The sequence below is a fragment of the Prosthecobacter sp. genome (genome assembly GCF_044227185.1).
GTDB lineage: Bacteria > Verrucomicrobiota > Verrucomicrobiia > Verrucomicrobiales > Verrucomicrobiaceae > Prosthecobacter.
The window spans coordinates 471530-495072 of record NZ_JBGAFO010000004.1; the positions used below are offsets into that span (position 1 = coordinate 471530).

At 62.6% G+C, this 23543-nt stretch carries 17 protein-coding genes and 1 other RNA gene; 7 read left to right on the forward strand and 11 right to left on the reverse strand.

Annotated features, from left to right (window positions below; translation table 11 throughout):
• Positions 1-11 precede the first annotated feature (11 nt).
• The gene (locus tag ACILSQ_RS12455) at positions 12-689 is read right to left on the reverse strand and encodes a hypothetical protein (protein WP_395743960.1); all 678 of its coding nucleotides are present in this window, start codon (positions 687-689) and stop codon (positions 12-14) included.
• Between the two features lie 145 nt (positions 690-834).
• Positions 835-1989 carry a metallophosphoesterase family protein gene (locus tag ACILSQ_RS12460; protein ID WP_395743961.1) on the reverse strand — a complete coding sequence of 385 codons (1155 nt, stop codon included), beginning with the start codon at positions 1987-1989 and terminating at the stop codon, positions 835-837.
• A 140-nt stretch (positions 1990-2129) separates the two neighbouring features.
• Here ACILSQ_RS12460 and ssrS point away from each other — a divergent pair.
• Positions 2130-2311, forward strand: a non-coding RNA gene (gene ssrS / locus ACILSQ_RS12465) — 6S RNA.
• A 359-nt stretch (positions 2312-2670) separates the two neighbouring features.
• On the opposite strand, the gene ACILSQ_RS12470 is transcribed toward ssrS, so the two are convergent.
• From ACILSQ_RS12470 to grpE, 5 genes are all read right to left on the reverse strand, one after another.
• Positions 2671-3561 (reverse strand): polysaccharide deacetylase family protein, encoded by an 891-nt coding sequence (locus tag ACILSQ_RS12470; protein ID WP_395743962.1) that lies wholly within the window; start codon positions 3559-3561, stop codon positions 2671-2673.
• A gap of 175 nt (positions 3562-3736) precedes the next feature.
• Entirely contained in the window at positions 3737-4435 is a 699-nt protein-coding gene (locus tag ACILSQ_RS12475; protein WP_395743963.1) for a 16S rRNA pseudouridine(516) synthase, read from the reverse strand.
• A gap of 152 nt (positions 4436-4587) precedes the next feature.
• A complete protein-coding gene (locus ACILSQ_RS12480) occupies positions 4588-4920 on the reverse strand; it encodes a hypothetical protein (protein WP_395743964.1) in 333 nt (110 codons plus the stop codon).
• Positions 4921-4950: 30 nt separating this feature from the next.
• A complete protein-coding gene (locus tag ACILSQ_RS12485) occupies positions 4951-6441 on the reverse strand; it encodes an Hsp70 family protein (RefSeq protein ID WP_395743965.1) in 1491 nt (496 codons plus the stop codon).
• A gap of 34 nt (positions 6442-6475) precedes the next feature.
• On the reverse strand, positions 6476-12430 hold the full coding sequence (gene grpE / locus ACILSQ_RS12490; protein WP_395743966.1) for a nucleotide exchange factor GrpE: 5955 nt from the start codon (positions 12428-12430) through the stop codon (positions 6476-6478).
• Between the two features lie 155 nt (positions 12431-12585).
• On the opposite strand from grpE, the gene ACILSQ_RS12495 reads away from it, so the two are divergent.
• Complete coding sequence (locus ACILSQ_RS12495) at positions 12586-13410, forward strand: hypothetical protein (RefSeq protein WP_395743967.1); 825 nt, start codon at positions 12586-12588, stop codon at positions 13408-13410.
• Between the two features lie 20 nt (positions 13411-13430).
• Here the strand turns inward: ACILSQ_RS12495 and ACILSQ_RS12500 are convergent, their stop codons facing one another.
• Positions 13431-14072 carry an FHA domain-containing protein gene (locus ACILSQ_RS12500; protein ID WP_395743968.1) on the reverse strand — a complete coding sequence of 214 codons (642 nt, stop codon included), beginning with the start codon at positions 14070-14072 and terminating at the stop codon, positions 13431-13433.
• A 136-nt stretch (positions 14073-14208) separates the two neighbouring features.
• On the opposite strand from ACILSQ_RS12500, the gene ACILSQ_RS12505 reads away from it, so the two are divergent.
• Entirely contained in the window at positions 14209-14673 is a 465-nt protein-coding gene (locus ACILSQ_RS12505) for a hypothetical protein (protein ID WP_395743969.1), read from the forward strand.
• Between the two features lie 14 nt (positions 14674-14687).
• On the opposite strand, the gene ACILSQ_RS12510 is transcribed toward ACILSQ_RS12505, so the two are convergent.
• Together ACILSQ_RS12510 and ACILSQ_RS12515 are read right to left on the reverse strand one after the other, a co-directional pair.
• Complete coding sequence (locus tag ACILSQ_RS12510) at positions 14688-15686, reverse strand: metallophosphoesterase (RefSeq protein ID WP_395743970.1); 999 nt, start codon at positions 15684-15686, stop codon at positions 14688-14690.
• A 305-nt stretch (positions 15687-15991) separates the two neighbouring features.
• Positions 15992-16636: a GNAT family N-acetyltransferase gene (locus ACILSQ_RS12515; protein WP_395743971.1), complete on the reverse strand. Its 645-nt coding sequence runs from the start codon at positions 16634-16636 to the stop codon at positions 15992-15994.
• Positions 16637-16840: 204 nt separating this feature from the next.
• On the opposite strand from ACILSQ_RS12515, the gene ACILSQ_RS12520 reads away from it, so the two are divergent.
• Complete coding sequence (locus ACILSQ_RS12520) at positions 16841-17758, forward strand: FAD:protein FMN transferase (protein ID WP_395743972.1); 918 nt, start codon at positions 16841-16843, stop codon at positions 17756-17758.
• A 60-nt stretch (positions 17759-17818) separates the two neighbouring features.
• Positions 17819-19834: an ATP-dependent DNA helicase gene (locus ACILSQ_RS12525; RefSeq protein WP_395743973.1), complete on the forward strand. Its 2016-nt coding sequence runs from the start codon at positions 17819-17821 to the stop codon at positions 19832-19834.
• A gap of 113 nt (positions 19835-19947) precedes the next feature.
• Here ACILSQ_RS12525 and ACILSQ_RS12530 read toward each other — a convergent pair whose 3' ends face one another.
• On the reverse strand, positions 19948-21210 hold the full coding sequence (locus ACILSQ_RS12530) for a Glu/Leu/Phe/Val dehydrogenase (protein WP_395743974.1): 1263 nt from the start codon (positions 21208-21210) through the stop codon (positions 19948-19950).
• Positions 21211-21401: 191 nt separating this feature from the next.
• Here ACILSQ_RS12530 and ACILSQ_RS12535 point away from each other — a divergent pair, with 191 nt between their 5' ends.
• The gene (locus tag ACILSQ_RS12535) at positions 21402-21584 is read left to right on the forward strand and encodes a hypothetical protein (protein ID WP_395743975.1); all 183 of its coding nucleotides are present in this window, start codon (positions 21402-21404) and stop codon (positions 21582-21584) included.
• A 480-nt stretch (positions 21585-22064) separates the two neighbouring features.
• Positions 22065-23543, forward strand: coding sequence for a carboxypeptidase M32 (locus ACILSQ_RS12540; protein ID WP_395743976.1), 1479 nt, complete (start codon positions 22065-22067; stop codon positions 23541-23543).

Sequence of the window (23543 nt, forward strand, 5' to 3'; positions counted from 1 at the left end):
GGCTGCGCCTCTCACTTCGCCTGCCAGATCTTCACGTCGTCGAAGAGGGCTCCGGGGCCGCTCACGGTGAAGTGGAAGCTGCTTTTGGTTTCGTGGGCGATGCCGGGGGACTTCAGATAGCCCACCGGTTTTCCATCCATGATGACGCGTATTGCATCCCCCTTGAGCTCGATGGTCACCTGATACCACTTCTGCTGCTCCAGCTTGGGGATGGCGGTGGCGGAGCCACGGCCTTCCAGAAGCTTGTCGGCGTCTTTTTTGTGCGCGGGGTCTTTGCGCATTTCGTAGATGTCGTTGCGCATGACGCCTTCCTTGTCATCGCCGATGCGGAGCTGGGTGGGGGCGAAGGCGACGCGGCAGATGTGGCCGGCGTGGGAGCCTTTGAACTTTTGATCGTCGAAGACGGCGTTGAAGCCGGTGGAGCCGACGAGCTGGAATTTGAACTCCACCACGACGTCTTTCATGGGGCGGTACACGCGGCCTACGGCACCGTGGTCAGAGCGTGTCTGCCAGCCTTTGAGTTCGCCGCCTTCGATGGCGAAGGTGGGGATGAGGGACTTCCACTCGCCGAGGTCTTTGCGCTCGAAGTTGTCGTCGAGGATGAGCTCGCCTTTTTGCGCGATGGCTTCGGTGGGGATGTCAGCGGCCGTGCAAAGTGTGGCGAGGCAGAGGAAGGCGAGGAGTCTCATGGAGGAACGCGGAAACGTGCGGAGATGGGAGATGTTTCGAGAGAGCATTGTGCGGGAATGCTGAGAGGGCTGGGGACGTTCGATTTGCGGGCAGGAGTGCCCGCATCACTTCCGGTCTGCGCTCGCTGCGTGAGGTTTGCGAGGGCTACTTGGCTGGTACGCTCTGGGTATCGAGGACCTGGCCTGCGAGGTTTTTGATTTCGATCTGCATGGGCGACTTCGGTTTGAAGGTGAGGAGGATGCAGCTGTGCTCGCTGGCGAAGAAGGCGGACTTGGGGTCGGGATATTTGTCGCCGTTGCCTTTGAGGGCGGTGTTGTAGCAGGGGAAGCCGTCCACCATGGCGCGTTCGGCGAAGTAGCCGAAGCCGGTGATGGCGGCGGAGCCGCGCTGGAAGAGGCGGCCCCATTCGCCTTTCAACTGGCCGCGCATGGTGGCGCTGCGTTCGTTGTGGAGGGTGATGGTGTGACCGGAACGCGAAGGCTCCATCTGCTGGCGATACCAGGTGAGCTGTGCGGAGGCTTCGTCAAAGGGATGGCCGGTCTGCCAGGTGGTGCCCATGTCCTGGATGTGCTCGAGATCGAGGGCGACAAAGCGGGCGGAGAAATCGGGAAAGGTGAGGGTCCAGTTCCATTCATTGCCGGGCAGGGCGAAGAATTCGCAGTAGGCGGTGGCGTCCACGTCATACACGGCCTCTGGAGGAGGCTTGGGGCCGCGAGAACGGATTTCGCGGTCGTGATTGCCGAGCACGGGCATGAAAGGCGTGCTGCGGAAGAGTTCCGGCTGTGAATCGATCAGGGCGCTGAAGGCTTTGGTGCCTTCCCTGCCCTGCTGGTGAAGGCTGCTCACATTGTCGCCGGCGGTCATGAGGACATGGGGGTCGTCTTTGATCAAGGCGGCGAGGTCGGGCTGGGCGAAGCCCCAGTCGCCGACGACGGCGATGCGCAGCTCTTTGGTGGGCATGGCTTTGAAGTGATGGACGGCGGATGTCTCCGTGCCTGAAACCACCTGGTAGTCATACGTGACGTCTTTGGTGGGAATGGGAATCTCGAGGTGATGCAGCGTGACCAGCCTGTCCGAAAACACACTTCCCATTTCGAACCCCTGTTTCCTCTGCTGTGGCGGCACCGCGGGCGCTTCGATGTTGATGCCATACCTCACTTCTGAGGGAGCGGGCTGTTCCGTCTCCCAGTTTACGGTGAGGTGGGTGGGGGTCTCACGCTGGAAGCTGAGCCAGATGCGCTGGATGGTGGCCGCCTCGGAGGAGGAAAGGAGGATGAGGAAAAGCAGAAAACGTGTCATGCGGGGTAGGTCAAAACAAACGGCTGGGGTGAAGGAATTTCTCCATGGAAGACAGGCGACACGGGTCTTGATCCGGCACTCATCAGGCGGTAAGATTCATGCATCGGGCCCGTGCGACGAGCATGGCCTGCTCTTTGAAAAATTTCCTGCGGTGTTCGTTTTCGAGCTTTGTGGCCCGGCCCGATTCATCAACTGCGGGGGCTGCGCACTGAAGTGCCATGTCATGCCTTCACTGGAAGACAGAGCTTCATCATGCGGGTTCCCACCTGGTCTCATGGGATACGTGAGCCCTTTGTATTCGGACGGCACATGTGGGTCTGAAAGCGTCCCGGCTCCGCCCGGGGCGCTTTCCTTTTTTCAACTCTTTCGATCCTCATCTTCCTCCGTCTCTTCCTGCCTGAATATTTGCCCGCGCTCTCCAATCTGGACGGGTGTTTGAAAACCCGCTCTATCGCTGGCGCTGTCAGGTCTGGGTAGGGCGGCGTTTTGTGTCACCGCTACGCGGTTCCACGAAATTGGAAGGAATGGGTGATATGGTTCCGTGGGTTGGCACCCACGGCTACGGTTATGTCAGCGCTACGCGCTTTCGGAGGGAGAGTCCAGAGGCGTCAAGTCTGCCGTGTAGCTCGGTATTCTGATACCTAGCTTGGTGCCGTCGCGGTATCGGAATACCGCGCTACATCAAGCCTTCGGCTTTTTCTCGGGGAGGGGCTTGGGGTCGGTGTCGTTGATTTTTTCGGCGGGGCGAATGATGACGCCGACGGGCATGGAGGCTTTCTCCATGTTCATGAGCTGGCTCACGGTGACGAACTGGTAGCCTTTGGCGAGAAGCTGGTCAAACATCGCCGGCACGGCCTGAATGGTGGGCGGGTGGATGTCGTGTGCGAGCATGATGGCACCAGGATGCGCGCCATTCACGAGACGGCTGGTGACGACGGACACGCCGGGGCGGCGCCAGTCCTGGGGATCGACGGACCACATGATGGTGGAGTAGCCGAACTCGGTGAACATGAGATCCTTGATGCGGGCATTGACGGCGCCGTAGGGCGGGCGCACCAGGTGCGGGCGCACGCCGGCGACTTCAAAGACGGCGTCCTCGGATTTTTTCAGCTCGCTGCGAATCTGCTCGTCCGAGCGGCTGGTGAGGCTGCAGTGGGTCCAGGTGTGGTTGCCGATTTCGTGGCCCTCTTCAATGATGCGGCGCACGATGTTTGGGTACATCTTCACCTGCTGGCCGATGAGGAAGAAGGTGCACTTGATGTTCCGCTCCTTGAGGATGTCGAGCAGCTTTGGCGTGAGGCTGGGGTGCGGGCCGTCGTCAAAGGTCATCGCCACGGTCTTCTGCGAGATCTTCACGGAGGAATAGGAGATGCGTGCGCCCGCGGGCGGGACCACGGGCATGGAGGAGGGGTTGTTCAGCCGCTTCACCAGCGGGTTTTCCTTCTCTTCCAGCGGCTTCGCCTTGCGCGCCTGGGCTGCTTCGAGCGCGAGTTTGTCCGGCTTGGGAGCCTTCTGTGTCGTGCAGCCGGACTGGGCCGCCAACATAATGCCAAACCAAATGCTGAGGTACATGCGGGGGGGGATCACAAGGCGCGGAGATTAAGGGGTGAAATTCGTCTGGGAAAGCTGGATTTTCTGAAAAGCGGGGAGGTTTTTGTTCTCTGTTCTCTGTTCTCTGTTCTCTGTTCTCTGTTCTCTGTTCTCTGTTCTCGGGTCGAGGGAGAGATGGGATTGGCTGGGGTGTTTTTTATTTGGCGGCGGTCAGGACTTCGTGGGGGGTGAGGTGGCGCCAGGATCCCGAGGGGAGATCTGAGGCAAGGGCGAGGGTGCCGATGCTCTCGCGATGGAGGGTGAGGACGCGATTGCGGACTCGGTGAAACATGCGCTTCACCTGGTGGTAGCGGCCTTCGTGCAGCGTGAGGCGGGCGTGGCGGGCGCCGAGGATGACGAGCTCCGCGGGGAGAGTGGTGATGTCTTCGGTGTGAAAGTAAAAGCCGCGCGCGAAGGCCTCCACGGCCTCCGGGGCGATGGGATCCTGCGTTTCCACCCGATAGACCTTGGGCACTTTTTCCTCCGCCATCATGAGGCGCTTGGACCAGCGGCCGTCATTGGTCAGCAGCACAAGTCCCGAGGTGCTCCGGTCCAGCCGGCCGGCGATGTGCAGCGTGTGCTTTTCGGGGTGGTCGATCAAATCGATGACGGTGCGGTGCTGTGCGTCCTTGGTGGCGCTGAGGACTCCCGCAGGCTTGTGGAGCATGATGTAGAGAGAGCGCTCCGGCTGCCGGATCGCCGCTTCATCCAGCTCCACCAAGGTGAAACGATCCACGGGGTGGTGGCCGTCGGTGACACACACGCCATCCACCCGCACACGTCTGGCGGCGATGGCCCGATGCGCCGCCTGACGCCCCATGGACTGATGGCTGGCGATGAGTCGGTCGAGCTTCATGCCGCGTGCTGGCTCGTGAGGTGGTGCATGTCTCGCAATGCGAGAGGGACGTGGCTGGCGCGCGGGGAAAAGCAGGATGTGGACTACCGGGAGGGATGGACGAAAAGTGAGCGCTGGGCTCATCTCGCGGAGCGAGATGAGTACTGTACGGATCAGATCTCGCCGAAGTGCTTCTCGCGCATCTGCACGATGGCGTCGAGCATCTGATCCGCCTCGCCACGGAGCTTGGCGTCGAGGCTGGAGGCGCTGCGGTTGTAGCGGCGGAAGAGGAGCTTGAGCTGGGCCTTGATCTCGTCCTTGGGCATCTTCGGCGTGATGCCGCAGAGCTCTTCGGGACTTTTGGGCGGCTCCACGGCGGCAGGAGCGGGAGCGGCCTTGTTGACCTTGTCCAGCAGACTGCCTGCCTTGGCGGTGGATTTTTTGGTCTCGGCGGCAGGCTTGGCGCTGCCGAGGGATTTGGAAAGGGACTTGAGGATCTTGAACATGGTGTGGGCTCCTTGTGTAAGACTGGCGGTTTACTCGATGCGCATGGCGCGAAGATGATGACTGCGGCGCTTCAGCTCCTCCTCTGACAGCACGCCCGCCCCCTTGTAGGTGACGGCGACTTCCTTGCTGCGGCCGGACTGCTTGTCCACGACGAGGGCGCGCACGCGCTGGTTTTCATCGTAGCTGAAGGTCACGGCCACTTCGCAGCCCTTCGGGCGGTTCGGGGGAACATCCAGCGTGAGGCGGCCGATGACGTCCACAAACTTGGCGTCTTCATCCTCGCCCTGGGTGATGTCCACCTCGATGACGCGCTCGTTGTCCTCGGAGGTCTGGTAAACCTGGGTGCGTGAGCAGGGGATGGGCGTGTTCTTTGGAATGACGATGGAGTTCATCAGCTTCTCCTCCTTCGTCTTCGCATTGTACACCATGGCCAAGGTGCCGTAGCTGGCATTGCAGACTTCCTGAATGCGGGAGGACTTCTTGGCAAAGAGGGCGGCACCGAGGGCCACGCACTCGTCCACATTGCCGCAGGACTTCGGCGTCTTGCCAAACATCTTTTCCAGCATGGACTTCACCTTTGGGATGCGGGTGGAGCCGCCGACGAGCACGACGTGGTCGATGTCCGTGGTCTTCAGCTTCGCGGAGTCCAGCGCCTGCTCCACCAGGAAAACCGTGCGGGTGAGCATGTGGCGGATCATCTTTTCAAAGTGGTCGCGGCTGAGGTCGATGCGGGCGATGCCGCTGTTCTGGTCATTGGCCACGGTGTCGTTCACACGCTGGAGCTTCGAGAGCATCTTCTTCGCGTCTTCGGTGGCCTGCAGCACGCGGCGGCGGTGGCGCTCATCGCTGTAGAGCGCGGCACCGGTCTGCTTCTTGTACTGCTCGGCATAGGCGTCGAGGAGGATGTCGTCAAAGTTGCTGCCGCCGAGATGGCGCGCGCCTTCGGAGGTGAGGATCTTGATGTTGTCGCCCTCGACCTCGAGGATGGTGGTGTCCAGGGTGCCGCCGCCGAGGTCAAACACCAGGATGCGGCCCTTCACGCCCTGGGAGTGGGCGTAGTAAACCGCGGCCGCGGTGGGCTCATTCACCAGGCGCTTCACCTTCATGCCGGCCATTTCAGCGGCGGCGATGGTGCTCTTGCGGGCGAGTTCGTTGAAGTTCGCCGGGACGGTGATAACCACCTCATTGATGTCGCCACAGATCTTGGAGCAGTCGCGCTTCAGCTTGGAGAGGATGAGCGCGGAGATTTCCGCCGGGGTCCACTTTTTGCCGTCGATCTCCACGAGATGCTCGGGGTCATCCATGTAGCGCTTGATCTGGAAAATGGTGCGGTCGGGCTCGCCGCCGTCGCGGGCGGCGCTGCCGACGAGCTTCACGTCTTCATGCGAATCGAAAAACACCACGGAATGTGTGAGGCGCTCGCCATCGGCATTGGGCACGATTTCGGGGTTGCCATCAGGTTTCAGGTAAGCCAGCCCGGAGAGGGTGGTGCCAAGGTCGATTCCAACGTATTCAGCCATAACAATGTGTATAAAAAGGATTCCGGAAGCGATGTTACTGGCTGGAGGTCCGGACCTCCACTTTCCGGAGAATAATCTCGTGTCCCTCGCCACGCGAGAAGATAAAACCGGAGCGGCAGCTTTCAGTGACCCGGGGCTTCGCCTTGCCGGGGAGCGAATCCACGATGGTGATGCGTTTGCGCAGGTCAATATCGACTTCGGTGCCGGCCGGCACCTCAAATTCGGTGACCCCATGCTGGTGTAAAATGTCCTCAAAGGAGGCGCGCAGGGTGGCTAGCTGCTGCGGCACGTCGCTGCTGCCGTTTGCGCCCGCGTAGCGGGCCACCAGGGCATCGATGAGGTCGATGCGCTTGATGATGTCGTTCGCAAACATGACGACGGTGCTCTCCTCCGTGGGAAGGCCGCGGCGCATAATCTCGTGCTTTTCCTCCAGCTCCACGAGCTGGCCGCGGAGGCGTTTTTCGATGTCCTGCCACTGTTTGAGCTGGGCCTCGGCCTGGGCAAACTCCTGCTTTTTGCCCTCCAACCGGGCGAGCTCGGCCTTCGTCTCCTCGATCTGGCCGACAGCCCGCTGCTGGGTGGTGCCCAGGTCGGCGATGCGTTTCTCCAGTTCGGCGATGCGCTTTTTCTGCTCAACCTCGTAGTTTTGCAGGGCGGCGGCCTGTTTCTGGATGTCGGCGCTGAATTTCTTGAACTCGGCATCGGCGCCCTCGCGGTCTTTGCGCGCCTGCTCGGCCCGGGCGGACTCGCGGTTGAGCGACTCCTGCGCCGCGTTCAGCTTCACCTGGATGGCGAGGTCCTCCTCCGAGGCCTTGCGCAGGGACTTGTTGATCTCCGTCTGGCGGGACTCCAGCCCGGCGAGCGCCTGGCCCAGGCCGAGGATCTTGCCGCCGACGCTGATGTACTCGCCCAGCTCGGCTTTCCGCGCCTCGATCTTGGCGTGCAGCTCTTTGTGGGCCGTGTCCGTCTCGGCCAGCTCCGCCTTCTGCGTCTCGATGAGCTTGAGGAGTTTTTCCTCGTCGGCCTTGAGGTTCTGCACGCGGTCAAGCCGCTGGCGCAGCTCGCCCTCGATGGCGGCGGCGTCTTTCTTCGCGGCGTCCGCCTTGAGCTTGGCGTCCTTGACGTCTTTTTCGAGCTCGCCGAGCTGCACCTCCGCCGCACGGGACTGCTCCTGCGCGGCCTTCAGACGCGCGGACTCCTTGTCCACGTCCGCCTGCGCCTTCATCACGCGTTCTTCGCGCAGCTTGTGCGCCTCTTCGAGCTGGGTGATCTGCTGCTGCAGCTCCGCCAGCTTTTTGTTCTGGCCGTCGGTGGTGACATTGAGGCGTGTGACGAACTGGGAGGCCTCTTCGCGCTCCTTGGTCACCGTGACGAGCTGGGCCTGGATGCCTGCGAGTTCGGTGGTGAGCGCGGGGATTTGTTTCCGGAGGTTCTTTTCCTCCGCGCGCACCTTCTCGGCGGTGGCGTCCGCCTCGGCGCGTTTCTGCTCGGCGGTCTGCTGCGCCGCCAGGGCTTTGTCCGCGCGCTTCTCGGCATCTGCCGCCCTGGCCTCGTTGGTTTTGACGGCCTTGGACACCTCCGCCAGCCTGGCGTTCTCGGTCTTCAGCGAGGCCTCCAGCGCGGCGCACTCCTTCTTCAGCTTGTCCTGGTTGCGGGCCAGTTCCGCGAGCGCCTTGTCTTCGGCCTGGCGCTGCGTCTCGGTGTCTTTGAGGGTCTTGGTGGCGGTGGCGATGCGCGCATCCACGTCCGCCAGCTCGGCGAGGCGTTTTTCAGCAATGGCGATGCGATCCTGCACGCCCTTGAGGCGTGTTTCGGCGGCGTTTGCCTCGGCGAGCCTGGCTTTCGTTTCGGCTTCGAGGTTGGTGCGCTTGTCGCTCAGGATCTTGTCCAGATTGATGGACTCGACGCGCAGGGCTTCGACGGCAGCGTCGGATTCCTTGCGCTGGGCGAGCGACTCCTTCAACTGCGCCGCGGCGGCGTCGCGATCCTTGATCAGGCCCGCGAGCTCGGCCTTCACATTGTCCGCTTCGGCGCGGGTCTGCGTCACATGGCCGCGCAGGTCCGGCAGCACGGATTCGAGTTCGGCGCGTTCTTTGGACAAACGCTGCGTTTCGGCCACGAGCTTGTCGCGCTCCTGGGTGGCGGCGGTGATGGCGCTGTTCAGCTCGGCGTTCTGGCGGGTCGTCGCAGCCAGCTCCTTCACACGGTCGTCCAGGCCGGCCGTCTGCTGGGTCAGCTCCGCCACACGGGCTTCCGCAGCGGCGATCTCCTTCTGCCGCCCGGCCAGGCGCTCCTGCAGGTTCTGGTGATCCGACTCCGCCGCGGACAGCTTCTGCTGCGTGCTGGCGTGGGTGGTGGTGAGGGTGGCGATGACCGCCTCCAGACCACTGATTTTTTCCGCCAGCGTGAGTTGCTGCTGGGAGCTTTTCTCGGCGGCGGCGGCAGCGGCGGCGGCCTCTTTCTTTCTTTCGGCAGCGGCGGCGGTGGACTGCTCCAGATCCGCCCTGGCCTGCGCCAGTTGGTCGGAGACCTTTTTGTGCTCCGACTGCAGGGTCTTGAACTGCTGGTCGGCCGTGGCGGCGAGCTCTTCCAGATTCTTCGTGCGCTGCTCGGCGGCGGTGATTTTGGCCTCGCGATCCTTGAGTTCGTTCTCCGCCACGCGCACCTGCTCGCGCAGCTTGCCCATGGCCTGGGAAAGTTCGGTCTGCTGCTCCTCGATGTGATGGACTTCCTTTTCCAGGGCTTCACGCCGCTGGGTGAGGGTCTGTGTCAGCAGTGTCTGGGCCCGGCCATGCTCGGTGGCGGCGAGGAGTTCACGCGTGCGTTCATCGCGGTCTTTCACCAGGGCGGCCACCGCAGCCAGGACCTCGGCCTTGTGCGACTCCACGGCCTTCAGCGCCTCGGTGGTGTCCTTGAGTTTGGAATCCGTGGAAGCCAGGTCGTCGAGTTTGTTGGTGAGGTCCGCGGCCTTGTCGTCCAGCTCCTTCACCTGAGCCTGCACTTCGGCGAGGCGTGTGGTGCTTGCGGCGATCTTTGCCTCCAGATCCGCCTGGCGCTTCTCGGCCTCCACGCGTTCGGCCTCGTCCAGCTTGCGGGTGTCCGCCGCCTGCCGGTCGATGTCCGCCAGTCTGGCCAGCGCTTCCTTCTCCTGGAGGGCGAAGGCGGCTTCCGCATCTGACTTCTGAGTGTTCAAGGCAGCGAGCTTCTGCTCGGCGGCCAGGTGCTGCTGCTCCAACTCGGCAAGCTGGCCGCGCACGGCTTTCATGCGCTGCTCGGCCGCGCCGGCATCGGCCTCGTGCGTCTGCTGCCTGCCCAGCAGGGCGCCGATGGCGGCGTCGAGCATGCCGCGCTGGTTTTCCATCTGCCCCAGGGTCTGGGTGATGGCCGTGAGGCGGTCTTCATTGCCGCGGAGTTCATTCACGCGCGCCGTGACAGCTTTTTCCTCGCCGCCGAGCTGCGCGATCTGCGTCTGCGCGTGCTGCACCTGCTCCTGGGCTTTGGCGAGGGATGCGTTGACGGCCTCGAGCTCGTTGCCCTTCGCCTCCTTTTGAGTGTCGAGCTTCGCGAGGTCGGCACGGCGGGAATCGAGCTGCTTGTCGAGATCCTGCAGCTCCGCGCTGCGTTTGGTGCGCTGCTCCGCCTCGGACTTCTGGGCGTCTGCCTGAAGGGCAACGAGGCGCTTCACCTCCGCGTCGGCGTCCTTGACCTGCTTTTGCAGGGCGGTCAGCTTCTGCGCGGTGGAGGCTTCGTCCGCAGCGAGTTTTGCCACGGCAGCCTCGCGGGTTTTGGCCTCTTCCGTGGTCTTTTTCAGCGCCTCGCTCTGGGTGGCGAAATCGGCCTGTGCCTTGGCGAGATCCGTCTGCGTTTTGCCGAGGTCGGAGCGGCGGGCATCGAGCTGCTGGTCGAGATCCTTGAGGTCGGCGCTGCGTTTGGTGCGCTGTTCGGCCTCGGACTTCTGGGCGTCTGCCTGCAGGGCAGTGAGGCGTTTTACTTCGGCGTCCGCCTCGCTGACCTGCTTCTGCAACCCGGCGAGTTTCTGCGCGGTGGCCGTTTCGTCGGCGGTGAGTTTTGCCACGGCGGCCTCGCGGGTTTTGGCCTCCTCCGTGGTCTTTTTCAGAGCTTCGCTTTGGGTGGCGAAATCGGCCTGTGCCTTGGCGAGATCCGTCTGCGTTTTGCCGAGGTCGGAGCGGCGCGCATCGAGCTGCTGGTCGAGATCCTTGAGGTCGGCGCTGCGCTTGGTGCGCTGCTCGGCCTCGGACTTCTGGGCGTCCGCCTGCAGGGCAGTGAGGCGTTTTACTTCGGCGTCCGCCTCGCTGATCTGCTTTTGCAGGCCGGCGAGCTTCTGCGCGGTGGCGGTTTCGTCGGCGGTGAGTTTTGCCAGGGCGGCCCCGCGGGTTTTGGCCTCTTCCGTGGTTTGCTTCAGCAGGCCCTGCTGCGTGGCCAGCTCCGTTTGCGCCGTGGTCAGTTCACCCTGGGTCTTTTTGAGGCCGGCGCTCTGAGTCTCAAACTGCTGGTCGAGCTTCTGCAGCTCCACGCTGCGCTTGGTTCGCTGCTCGGCCTCGGATTTCTGCGCATCTGCCTGAAGCGTGACGAGGCGCTGCACCACCGCCTCGGCGCTGGTGACCTGCTGCTGCAAATCGGCCAGCTTCTTCGTCGTGGCTGCTTCATCGGTGGTGAGTTTGGCAACGGCGGCCTCACGTGCGGCCGCCTCAGCCGAGGTCTTTTGCAGGGCGTCGTTCCGGGCCGCCAGGTCTGCCTGGGCCTTTGTCACCGAGGCGGTGATCTGCTCGAGAGTCGAGCGTTTGGCGGCCACTTCTGAATCCAGCCCCTGCAGCTCAGAACTGCGCTGGGTTTTGAGCTCCGCCTCGGACTTTTGCGCGCTGGCCAGCAGCAGGTTAATCGCCGTCACCTTCTCCTTCGCGGCCGCTTCTTCGGCCACCAGTCTGGCGGTGGCTGCTTCACGGTCCTTGTGCTGTTTGTCAGCCTCCGCGTGCAAGGTCTGCAGGCTCTTCTGCGCGGTGCTCAGATCCTCCTCGGCCTTGGCCACGAGGGTGCGGGTGGACTCCAGCTTGCTCTCCAGATTGCCCAGGTCGCGCCGTTTGGCGTCGAGCTTGCCGGCGTCCGCCTTGGCGTTTTCCACGTCCGCGCGGGCGTTTTGCACCTGGCCGCGCAGGGTTTCCAGCTCGGCTTTGAATCCGGTGATCTCCGCCTGGGTCTGGTTGAGCTCCTTGCGGCGGACTTCGAGAGTGACCTCCAGCGAGCGGATTTCGTCCCGCCGCTTCTGCTCCACCTCGTTTTCTCCCCGCAGGGAATCGCGCTGCTGGCGGAGTTTTTCGGTCTCTTCACGCAGCTCGGCCGCCTGTTTGGCCGCTGCGGGATCTGGAGCGGGAGCGAGGGCAGGTATTCGAACCGGCCCTGCTGCGGGTGCAGGCGCGGGCGCAGGAACTGCGGTGGGCTTTGGGATGAGTGAGACGGGCGGGGTGCTGCCGCCCGGGGGGCGCGGGGCGTCTGCCGGCGCGCGCTGCACGACCGGCTTGGTGACTTCGATCTTGCCGGTTTCGGGAGTGCTCTTGGGCGGCTCCGGCTTGTCCCGGGCGGGGATGCTTTCGGTGTCGCCTTTCTTGCCGTCTTCGCGGCTGGGCTGCCCTTTGGGGGCGGACACGGCCTTGGAGCCGCTGTCCGCGGCCAGGCCCTTGGGCGCGCGTTCGCGGAACCGGCTTTCCAACTGCCCGAACATGATGCGGTCCCCGCCTTTGACCCGGAAACGCTCAATGCGCCGGCCGTTGACAAAGGTGCCGTTGGAGGACTTCAGATCGACGATTTCGTACCCGCCATCCGGCTGGCGGATGAACTCCGCGTGGAAGCTGGAGATGAAGGTGTTGTCGATGACAATGTCATTACTGGCCTCACGCCCGATGGACAGCCTCTCTTCGAGGATGTCGAAGACGAACTCATTTCCATCATTAAGATTGAAGGCCAGATACGGCATGCCGGACGCGCAAAGAGAACTAAAGAGTCGAAAGAATAAGGGTGGAAAATCAGTGAATCAAACTTAATGAAATCAGTCGATAGGGAAGATGAGTGCAGAACCTATTGTTACAAAAACCACTTCGATTGCACAGCATCATTTAAGATTTCTAAAATATGAAAGCCCTGCGGTTCATCAAGTATTTCAGCCTTTTAGCCGTGGTTTTGAGCAGTATGAACGGCTGCGCGGAGGTGCCGGCCCCCAGGGCTGGTGGCGGCGCGGGCCTGTCCGCAGCCCAACTGGACCGTGTCGGCAGGCGGATCTGGCAGAACGAGTGCGGCGGCACCGTGGCGGGGCTGACAAGCTGGAACGCGGGGGAGGACTTTGCCTCCCTGGGCATCGGGCATTTCATCTGGTACCCGCAAGGGAGGAGCGGGCCTTTTTCTGAAAGTTTTCCGCCGCTGATGGCTTTCCTGGCCTCCCGTGGCATCCCCGCTCCCGGATGGACGCAGGGGCCCTGCCCCTGGCCGACCAAGGCCGCCTTTGAAGCTGACAAAAACGGCCCCAGGCAGCAGGAGCTGCGGGCCCTGCTGAGCCAGACGGTGCGGGAGCAGACGGAGTTCATCATGGCCCGCATGGACGCGGCGCTGCCGAAGATGCTGGCAGCAGCCCCCGCTGGGGAGCGTTCCTGGGTCAGCACCGCCTTTGGCTCGCTGAAAACGACTCCGGAGGGGATTTTTTGCCTGATCGACTACGTGAATTTCAAGGGTGAAGGAACCAGCCCCAAGGAACGCTACCAGGGCCAGGGCTGGGGGCTTCTTCAAGTGCTCATGGCCATGGGGGAACGCCTCGACAGCCGGACGGCCTGGAACGTGCAGTTTGCCGAAGCGGCGAAGCGGGTGCTGAGCCGCCGGGTGGCAAATGCACCGCCAGACCGCAAGGAACAGCGGTGGCTGGCCGGATGGCACAACCGCTGCGACGGCTACAAACGCCCGCTGTAAAAACGGGACCCCGGCTCCGGCTACTCCTCTTTGCGCTCGATTTTGATCTTGGGCATGCTGCCGAACAGCTTGTCGATCGTGTCGGTGATGATGTTGCCGTTCATCTCCTTGGAGTGGCGCATGGCCAGGCCCACGACAAACGCGAGGGCGAAGAGAGAGGTGACGATGATGCCAGTCATGCAGCCGCTCTCGGTGGTGTCCGGATAGCTGCCTGTGGCAGGCTTGCCATAGGCGCGGCGCACCGGGCTGAGGGCGCGTCCGCCAGCGGGCTTGGACACGGCGATGGGCGGCTCCGCATTGACAGGCGCCGGGGGCGGCAGCGATTTGGAAAAGCGCGGCGTGGCCAGCGGCTTTTCCTCCAGCACGGAAGGCGCGTCCCCCGCGTAAAACACCGCCTGCACATCTCCAAACCCCACGCGATCTCCATCTTTGAGCAAAGCCTCCTCGATTTCCGCGCCATTCACACGGGTGCCATTGCTGGAACCGAGATCCTGCACGTAAACATCCTGTTCTGACGATTTGATGACGGCATGGCGCCCGGATGAGGACGGGCAGGTCAGCACTACATCACTATCAGGGTGCCGACCGATGGTGGTCACATCATTTTCCAGCTTGTGGACGAGCGTAGTGCCGTCCTCCATGTAAAAAACTACAGAAGCCATGAATGTGTGGGGGATGAGAGGGGGTGAAGGTTCGCAAAAATCAAAAAAGACACGAACACCGGAACAGAAACTTGGGATTTTCCTGATGCAACGGCTATGTTCGCGTGTGAGAGTGAATTTCTGAGCCTTTTCTGTCATGCGAACTCCAGCCGCCCCCTCCCCTTTCGTGTTCATCGCAGTCTGCGCCCTGATGCTGCTGACCTCCGCGGCCTGGGTGCATGCCGGTGACAAGGAAGACGCCGAAAAAGCCGCCAGCGCCCTGGCCTACGACCAGGAGGCGGAGGGATTCAACATCCGCGCCGAACTGACGACGCGCCAGCTGGAGCCCAAGCTGGGCAAGGCCACGCGCATGCAGCTTTATAAAGGCAACGAGTACTGCTTCTGCGTGGCGGTGCCCAAGAACTCCGGCGTGCACATCACCGGCGCGGTGCTGGACCTGGAGGGCAAGCCGGCCGGCGAGATCCTGCCCGTGCTCGATGGGTGGGGCTTCGTGCTCTTTTACAAGCCGAAGAAGACCGGCATGTACATGGTGGCCATCCACCAGACCGAGAAAGGCAAGCGCAAGGAAGTGCCCGTCTCGATGGTGACCGGCTACAAGTGATCCGTGATCTGTGCTCAGCCGACCTTGAAGCTGCCGTCCGGAAGCTTCGTCACGGTGTGCAGCGCGCCGCCATCAGCGGAGTGATGGGTGAAGGTGAGCGCCTCCGCGGTGATCTGCAGATGGGTGAAGCCGTGCACGTCCTTGCCAAAGGGCACGTCATGCTTGCCTTCCAGCTTGCGCGTCCGCGCGCCGCCACCGCCTGAGAGCAGATGCGTGGTGAAGAGCCCCTTCATCTCCAGATGCTGCAGGTCGTGGTCATGCCCGCAGAGGTAGGCATGGACCTGATGCTTCTGAAACAGCGGCTCCCACTGCGCGATGAGCTGCTTCGTGTCGCCATGATCGCCGTTGGAATAAAGCGGATGGTGCCCCACCACGATGGTGAAGGGCGCCCGCGGCTTCTCCAGCTCCGCGGTGAGCCAGGCGAGCTGCTCCTTTTCCTCCGCCGCTGTGAGCGAGTTGCGGGGCTTCTTGGTCTTTTTGTTCTCGCCGCCGGAGATGGCGGGGAGGTTGCTGTCCAGGCAGATGAAGGTGACCAGCGGCCTGGTGACGGGGCCGAGGTCAAAGCGATACCACTTTGCGGGCATCTTCCAGCGCACGCCCGGCTGCGCCGCGTAGGCGAGCTGCACCTTCTGCCCGCCTTCGTTGTCATGGTAGTCGTGGTTTCCCAGCACGCCCCACATCGGGCCCGGGAAAACACTCGCTGGGTACATTTCCTCAATGTCTTTTTTCCAGCGGGGGGAGTCCACTTTGAATCCTTCCTTCACGGCACCGTAGAAGTTGTCTCCCAGCATCAGCAGCCCGTCAGGCTTCACACGGTTGTCCGTCACGAATTTCTTCATCGCTCCCGCCACCTTGAGCTGGTCTGCGCCGCCGGTGCCAAAGTCACCGATCATGAGCAGATGCAGCGCTTCTTGGGAAATCTCAGCGGCCGCGCTCCGGCGCAGGTTCAAAGCCAGGGCGGCGGAGGAGCAGAACAGGGTTTGAATGGCACGGCGGCGGGAGAGAGGCTTCATGGTAAGCCCTCAAAACGCACAGTGCGCAGGTCATCTCACACCTGTTTTCCTTTGCAAAATCGTCAAAAATTGTACTGAAAGCCGGCCCTCGGCACTCAAGCTGCGGACTTTGAAGATTTCTTCCCAACTGGTTTTCTGCGGCGCGCAGGTTTGGCTACGAAAAAACTGTTGCGGTTTCCGAGCACGCCCGTGAAAAACTCCTCCGCCGCGAAGTCCCGCTTCATCTGGGCCACGAGCGCAGCCTTTTCCCTGGGGCTCATCTGGCCAAGAGGTTTGATCATGAAAACAAAATAAGTCAGCGGCTGTCAGGGGCAAGTGCTTTGACGTTTGGACTCCAAGGCGCGCGCAAAGGCGGCAACCTCCCGCTTCTCCATCGCGAACTGGTCTTCGACAAGGCGGTCAAGCTGCCTCCGGTAAAAGGGCGCGGAATCGCGGGTGGCCTCGCCCCAGACACGCTTGCAGCCCAGCGAGCGGGCGACGATGCAGACGGCGCGCAGCAATTCGATGCCGACGCCTTTAACATCCGCGACGCGCCCACAGATGGCCGGATGCACGAATAGGAAATCGATCATGAGATGATGACACCAGGTGCGGCGAATCATGGCTCCGCCAAGGCTGGTCGAAAACCAGGTGGCCGTGGCCTTCAGGTGAAAGCAAAACTCCCCTTCCGGGTCAGTGGCGATCATGTCCTGAAGCGCCGTCTGACTGTGTGCTACGGAACCAATGTCCCGATAGTGCCGCCAGCGTTTGGCGGCCAGCACAGCGAACTCGCGCGCGTCCTCCGCCCGGCCAAGCATGACAGGATTGTTCTCCAACTCACGCGGCACCCGCCAGCGAGTGGCCGAGACCACATCCGCGTTGTCGGCAAAATCGACCGTCACGCTGGCCGGCTCATCTGCAAGAAACACCGGGAAGGTGATCGGAAGTGTCGGAAGAGCAGTTGCCGGCATTAGCCACCATGTTCCCCGATCCGATGCCACGCAACGTCTGTGATGTGCTTTGGAGCAGAATCCCTTGCGAAGCGATCAAACGCGCAGAACCGTTTCTCTCCGTTCTCTTTTCCCCAGCCAACCCGCATGCTGTACGCCGATGAAGACCATGAAAAAGGTGGTCATATGCCGCACAGAGGCTCCACGTACCGCCTTCTCTCACCCATGCGTTTTGCCCTTCTGCTCCTGCTCCTCGGCGGCTGCTCCCGCAGTGACGTGCCAGCCACTTTGGGTGGGCGCACGATGGGCACCACCTGGAGTCTGCGTCTGGACGCTGGAGCCCGACTGGACCGGGCTGGCGACTTGCAAACACAGCTCGACACCTGGGAGGGCATGCTCAGCCACTGGCGGCCTGACTCGGCTGTCTCGCGCTTCAATGCTTCCGCCAGCACGGACTGGATCGCGGTGCCGGCTGAACTGGTCGAAGTCGTCGAACTCGCGCGGCAGATCGGTGGCGAGGCTGACCATGCGCTCGACATCACCCTCGCGCCGCTCATTGACCTTTGGGGTTTTGGCGCGGGCGGCAGACGTGACTCGGCACCGACGGAGGCTGAAATCGAGAAGGCCAGGGCGCAATGCGGCTGGCAGCACCTGCATACCCGCCATGATCCGCCTGCTTTGCGGAAGGACATTCCCGGACTGCGCATCAATGTGAGCGCGGTCGCGGAAGGCTGGGCCTTGGACAGGATGGCACGTCAGCTCGAACTCGCGGGAGTCTCGAAGTTCCTGCTCGAAATCGGCGGCGAAGTTCTCGCCCGCGGCGAATGGCGGGTGGGGGTGCAGACGCCGGCGGCGCCGCCCGGTGAAGCGGCGCAGACGCTGCTGCTCAAGAACCAGGCCATCGCCACCAGCGGCACCTACCGCCAGCATTTTTGCGCGGGGGGCCAAGACTATGCGCACATCCTGGACCCGCGCACGGGCCGGCCGGTGGAGCACGCGCTGGCCTCTGTGAGCGTGGTTCACGAAAGCGCCGCCCAGGCGGACGGCTACGCCACGGCCCTGCTGGTGCTGGGCCCGGAAGCGGGGCGCCGGCTGGCGCAGAAACTTCATCTGCGCGTCATCTGGTTTGAGCTCCGAAAATGACGCCTTGCGTATTAAGCTCGTTGCCCTGAGGGCTTCGCTTTCTGCTATCATCGCCCCCGCATGTTTCACGTTGCTGAAGATCACGAAGAAGGAATGACCGGCCGCCTTTCGAGGCCGCCCCTGGCGCCGCGCATGCACCATGCCTTTTCGCACTCGGGCAAGATGGCGGCCTCCCCGCAGTTTGAGTACCGCCCGCAGCAGCAGCGCATGGCGGAGCTGGTGGGCGCGGCGCTGGATGGGAACCACGCCCTGGTCTGCGAAGCCGCCACGGGCGTCGGCAAATCGCTGGCCTATCTCGTGCCCGCCGTCACCTTCGCGCTGGAGCAGAAGCGCAAGGCCGTGATCTGCACGCATACGATCAACCTGCAGGAGCAGCTCATCTCCAAGGACATCCCCATTGTGAAACAACTGGTGGGGAACTTCCATGCGGAGATCCTCAAAGGACGCGGCAACTACATCTGCCCCACGCGCCTCAAGCGGGCGCTCAATGAATCAGCCGACCTCTTTTCCACCTCCGAGGCCGGCGAACTGAAGCTGCTGCTCGACTGGGTGGCCGAAACCGAAGACGGCACGCTGAGCGATCTGGACTTCACGCCCAGCGCAAGGGTGTGGTCGCTGGTGTGCAGCGAGCCGCACGCCTGCACGCCGCGCCGCTGCCCGCCTGGGAGCCGCTGCTGGTACCAGGATGTGCGCCGCCGCATGGAACAGGCGGATGTGGTGGTGCTGAACCACACGCTCTTCTTCACGCTGCTGGCGTCCGCGGACGAAACCACCGCGGAGGACTGCAACTTCCTCTTTCCGCGCGACTTCGTCATCCTCGACGAGGCCCACACCATCGAAAACGTGGCGGCGCGCGCCTTTGGGCTGCACATCAGCGAATCGAACATCAAATTTGAGCTCGGCCGCCTGCACAATCCCAAAACGCGCAAGGGCTTCTTTCAGCTCCTGGGCGACAAAGACGGCATTCGCGAGGTGATCCAGACGCTGGAAAACGTGGAGACCTTCTTCCGCAATGCCGAGGCCGCCTGCAAATTCAACGCCCTGGGCCGGGAGTTTCGCGTGCGCGAAGCCGGGCTCACCGAAGACACGCTCAGCCTGCCGCTGCAGCGTCTGGCCACGCGCGCGCAAAAGGCGGGCGATGCTGTGGACCGCGAGGGCACCAAGCTGGAGCTTCTCGACCTGGCCAAGCGCCTGACCAACGTCCGCGTTGGCATCAAGTCCTTCCTTGATCAGGAAAACGAAGATCATGTGCACTGGGTGGAGCGCACCAGCCACGAAAACCGCATCGTCTCCTTCCACACTGCGCCGGTGGATGTGGCGCCGCGGCTCAGGCAGATCTTTTTCTCCAGCCACAAGGCCTGCGTCTTCACCAGCGCGACGCTGGGCATCGGCGCGGACGAAAACCTGAACTACTTCCGCAACCGTGTGGGCGCGGAGGACGCCCGCGCCGCCTGCATCGAGAGCCCGTTTGATTTCAAGAAGCAGATGAAGCTCTACCTGCTGAAGAAGATGCCGCAGCCGAGCGAGCCGGGCTATCTCGACAAGCTGGAGCACTGGATCACCCATTTCATCGACCTCAGCATCGGCCGCGCCTTCATCCTCTTCACCAGCTACAGCCAGATGACCTCGCTGGCGGACAAGCTCGAAGAGCACTGTGAGAAACGCGGCTGGCGGCTGCTCGTTCAAGGGCGTGGCATGCCGCGGCATCAGATGCTCGCTGAATTCAAGAACGACACGCATAGCGTGCTCTGCGGCACCGACAGCTTCTGGACCGGCGTGGATGTGCCCGGGGAGGCCCTGAGCAACGTCATCATCACACGCCTGCCCTTTGCCGTGCCTGATCACCCGCTGACGGCCTCGCGCATCGAGCATCTGGAAGAGCAGGGACTCAACGCCTTCACCGAGTACAGTGTGCCTGAGGCCATTCTGAAACTGCGCCAGGGTGTGGGGCGACTGATCCGCACCGCGACGGACAAGGGCATCTGCGCGATTTTGGACAATCGAATTCTGACGAAGCCGTACGGGCGCGCGTTTCTCGCGTCTCTGCCGGAGTGTCCGACGGAGATCATGCAGTGAGTTTCGATCTTCCTCTTCGTCCTACTCCTCCTCTTCCTCCCTTTCTGATGGCTCTCCGGATTCCGGGAGGAGGAGTATGAGCAAGAGGAGGAGGAAGATGGCAGGGGTTCGCATCACGGGAACAGCCCGCGCATCTGCTTGGCCTCGTGCACGCGCTGGATGCCGAGGCTCAGGGCGGCGAAGCGCATGCTCACGCCGCGTTTCTTGCTGAAGTTCAGGGTCTGCACAAAGGCCTGCTCCAGGATGCGGTAGAGCTTGCTCATCACTTCGCCCTCGTCCCAGAAGAAGCTTTGCAGGTCCTGCACCCACTCGAAGTAGGACACGATCACGCCGCCGGCATTGCAGAGGATGTCGGGGATCACGAAAATTTCTGGGCGCTGCGCGATGATGGCGTCCGCCTCCGGCGTCGTGGGTCCGTTCGCTCCTTCCGCCAGGATGCGGCACTGGATTTTCGCGGCGTTGTCTCCGGTGATCTGGCGCTCCATGGCGGCGGGAACGAGCACATCGCAGGGGGTGACGAGAAGCTGCTCATTGGTGATCGCGTCCGCGCCGTCAAAGCCGACGATGCTCCTTGTTTTGGCCACATGCGCATCCAGCTTCGCCAGATCAATGCCGTTCGGATTGTGCAAGCCGCCGAAGGCATCGCTCACGGCGATGACCTTCAGCCCCATGCGGGACAGCGAGGCGGCCGCGACGCCGCCCACGTTGCCGTAGCCCTGCACCACCGCCGTCGCACCCTGAGCATTGATGCCCTGGGTGTCCATGGCGCGGGAGATCAGGTAGGCGACTCCGCGACCGGTGGATTCCTTTCGGCCGAGCGAGCCGCCCAGGCTCACCGGTTTGCCCGTGACCACCGCCGGCACGCAATGACCGGTTTGCAGGGAGTAGGTGTCCATCATCCAGGCCATGGTCTGCTCGTTGGTGCCCATGTCCGGTGCGGGAATGTCGATCTGCGGGCCGATGAAGGGGATGAGCTCCTGCGTGTAGCGCCGGGTCACGCGCTCCAGCTCACCAGTCGAAAGCGCACGCGGATCACACGTCACACCGCCCTTGGCTCCGCCATACGGCAGCCCGGTCAGCGCGCACTTCCAGCTCATCCACATGGCGAGGGCGCCCACTTCACCCAGCGTCACATCCGGGTGAAAGCGCACGCCACCCTTCGTGGGCCCGAGCGTGAGGTGGTGCTGCACGCGGTAGCCCATGAAGACCGTGGTGCTGCCGTCATCCCGCCGCACCGGCATGGCCACGCTCACGGCGCGTTTGGGCATTTTGAGGCGGTCACGCGCGCTTTCGGGAATGTCCAAAAAATCGGCCACCAAATCAAACTGCTGGCAGGCCATGCGGAAGATCGGCGTGTCGTACACTTGGGGAATCATGTTGCTCATGGTGGGCTCAACTATGCGCCGCTGCTGATTTTTGCCACGCACAAAATTGGCGTCTTGACAGCGGCGGCTGCAATCCGGACCCCATGGGCGTCTGCCCGCCAGCCGCCTCCCCTCCCACCCACCCGCTGACCGGATTCAGACTGAATGATGCCCGGCGCGGGCATGAACCCTGATCAGTTTAGATGCATGATTGGAATACAATGAAAGGATCGGCCAAAAAACCTTCGCCTGTTCGCGAGACGCGCAAGAAAGTCGCGGCCAAGCGCAAGCTCGATGCCAGCGGGCTGTCATGGCTGCTGGACCGCAAGCTGCCGCCACATCATCAGCTGCCTGAAAATCCTGTTCTGGTTCTCCGTCGCTTGTGAACTGGTATTCAGACGCAAGTTTCATCGTGTCTGCCTTTGGCGAAGATGCGAACAGCTCAAGAGCAAAGCGGTGGCTGAGACAATGCTCTGATTTCCCTGTTCCCATCTCCCGCCTGACATTGTTGGAGGCGGAAACCGCCATGAGAGCGGCGGTGGCTGATGGAAGACTAACCGAGGACAAGATGCAGGCGGCGCTTGCTGGCATTCATCGGGCTGTTCTCGAAGGGTATTTCCAGCGCAAAGACGTTCCGAATCATCAGTGGTTCCCACAAGGCCATCGAATCAGCATGCACGCAGCGACAGGATGTGTCTGCCGGGCCCTGGACGTGTTGCACGTGGCCGCCGCAGTCATTTTGAAGTCCCGCGGTTTTCTGACCTTGACCGGCATCAAAAGAAGCTTGCCGAGGCAGAAGGCTTGGAAGTGGCCCCCTAGGCAATCTCGGGCTTGCGCCGTGGTTGGTGCTCGCCACGGCTTCCCGCATGCCATCCGCCTACCAGTCTCTCTGCGAAGTTGTCTCTGAAATCGCGCTCCTCACCTCCACCGAAGCGGTGCTGGGCTGGGATCAGGAAACCTACATGCCGGCGCATGCGCTGGAGCACCGCGCACGCCAGCTTTCCTACCTGACGGGCAAGGCGCATGCCCTGCTCACCTCCAAAAAAACGCTGAAGCTGCTGGACCAGGCGGAGAGTGAAATGCCCGAAAATCCCACGGAGGCCGCCAACGTGCGGGGTCTGCGCCGGGACATCAATCGCGCCACCAAGCTGCCGCAAAAACTCGTGGAGGAGGAGAGCGCCGTGTGCACCCTTGCCAAAGGGGCGTGGGTGGAGGCACGGGAAAAATCCGACTTTGTGATGTTCGCCCCGCACCTGGAAAAAGTGCTGGGCATCGCCCGCAAAAAGGCGGACCTGTTTGGCTACGATGACGAGCCCTATGACGCGCTGCTGGATCTCTACGAGCGCGGCGCGAAGACCCGCGAAGTGGCCGCGCTGTTTGAAAAACTGCGGCCGCAGCTCGCCGAAATCGCCCGCGAGGCGGTGGCGAAATCCAGCAAGGTGAAACCCGGCGCGCTCAAAGGCCGCTATCCAGTCGAGAAGCAGCAAATTTTGAACCGCGAGATCGCGGAGAGCCTGGGCTTTGATTTCGAAGCAGGCCGCATCGACACCACGGCGCATCCGTTCTGCACCACCCTTGGCCCGGGCGACGTGCGGCTGACGACACGCTATGACGAAAAAGATTTTCTCTCCTCGCTCTTCGGCGTCATGCACGAGGCGGGACACGGCCTCTACGAGCAGGGCCTGCCTGGGCTGGACTACGGACTCCCGAGCGGCAGCGCGGCCTCGCTCGGCATCCACGAATCTCAAAGCCGCCTGTGGGAAAACCACGTGGGCCGCAGCCGCACGTTCTGGGAGAAATGGTTCCCGCGCGCGCAGGAGCTCTTCCCCCACCTGCGCAAAGTGAAGCTGGAGGCCTTCATGCAGGAGATGCTCCGCAGCGAATTCAGCTTCATCCGCGTGGAGGCGGACGAGGCCACCTATGACCTGCACATCCTGCTGCGCTTCGGCATCGAGCGCCGCCTGGTGAAGGGGGAGCTCACCGTGCATGACGTCCCCAAAGTGTGGAATGAGGAATACCGCGAACTCTTTGGCCTGACACCGCCGGACGACCGCCGCGGCTGCCTGCAGGACATTCACTGGAGCATGGGCGGGCTGGGTTACTTCGCCACCTACACGCTGGGAAATCTGAATGCCGCGCAGCTCTTCGCCACGGCGAAAAAGCAGCGCAAGATCGCGACCGCCCTGGAGAAATGCGATTACGCACCGCTGCTGCACTGGCTGCGCGGCAACGTCCACAGCAAGGGCGCCGCACTGCTGCCGCAGGAGATCATCACCCAGGCCACCGGCAAACCCACCGATGCCAGATGGCACATCAAGCACCTGCGCGACCGCTACCTTGCGTAA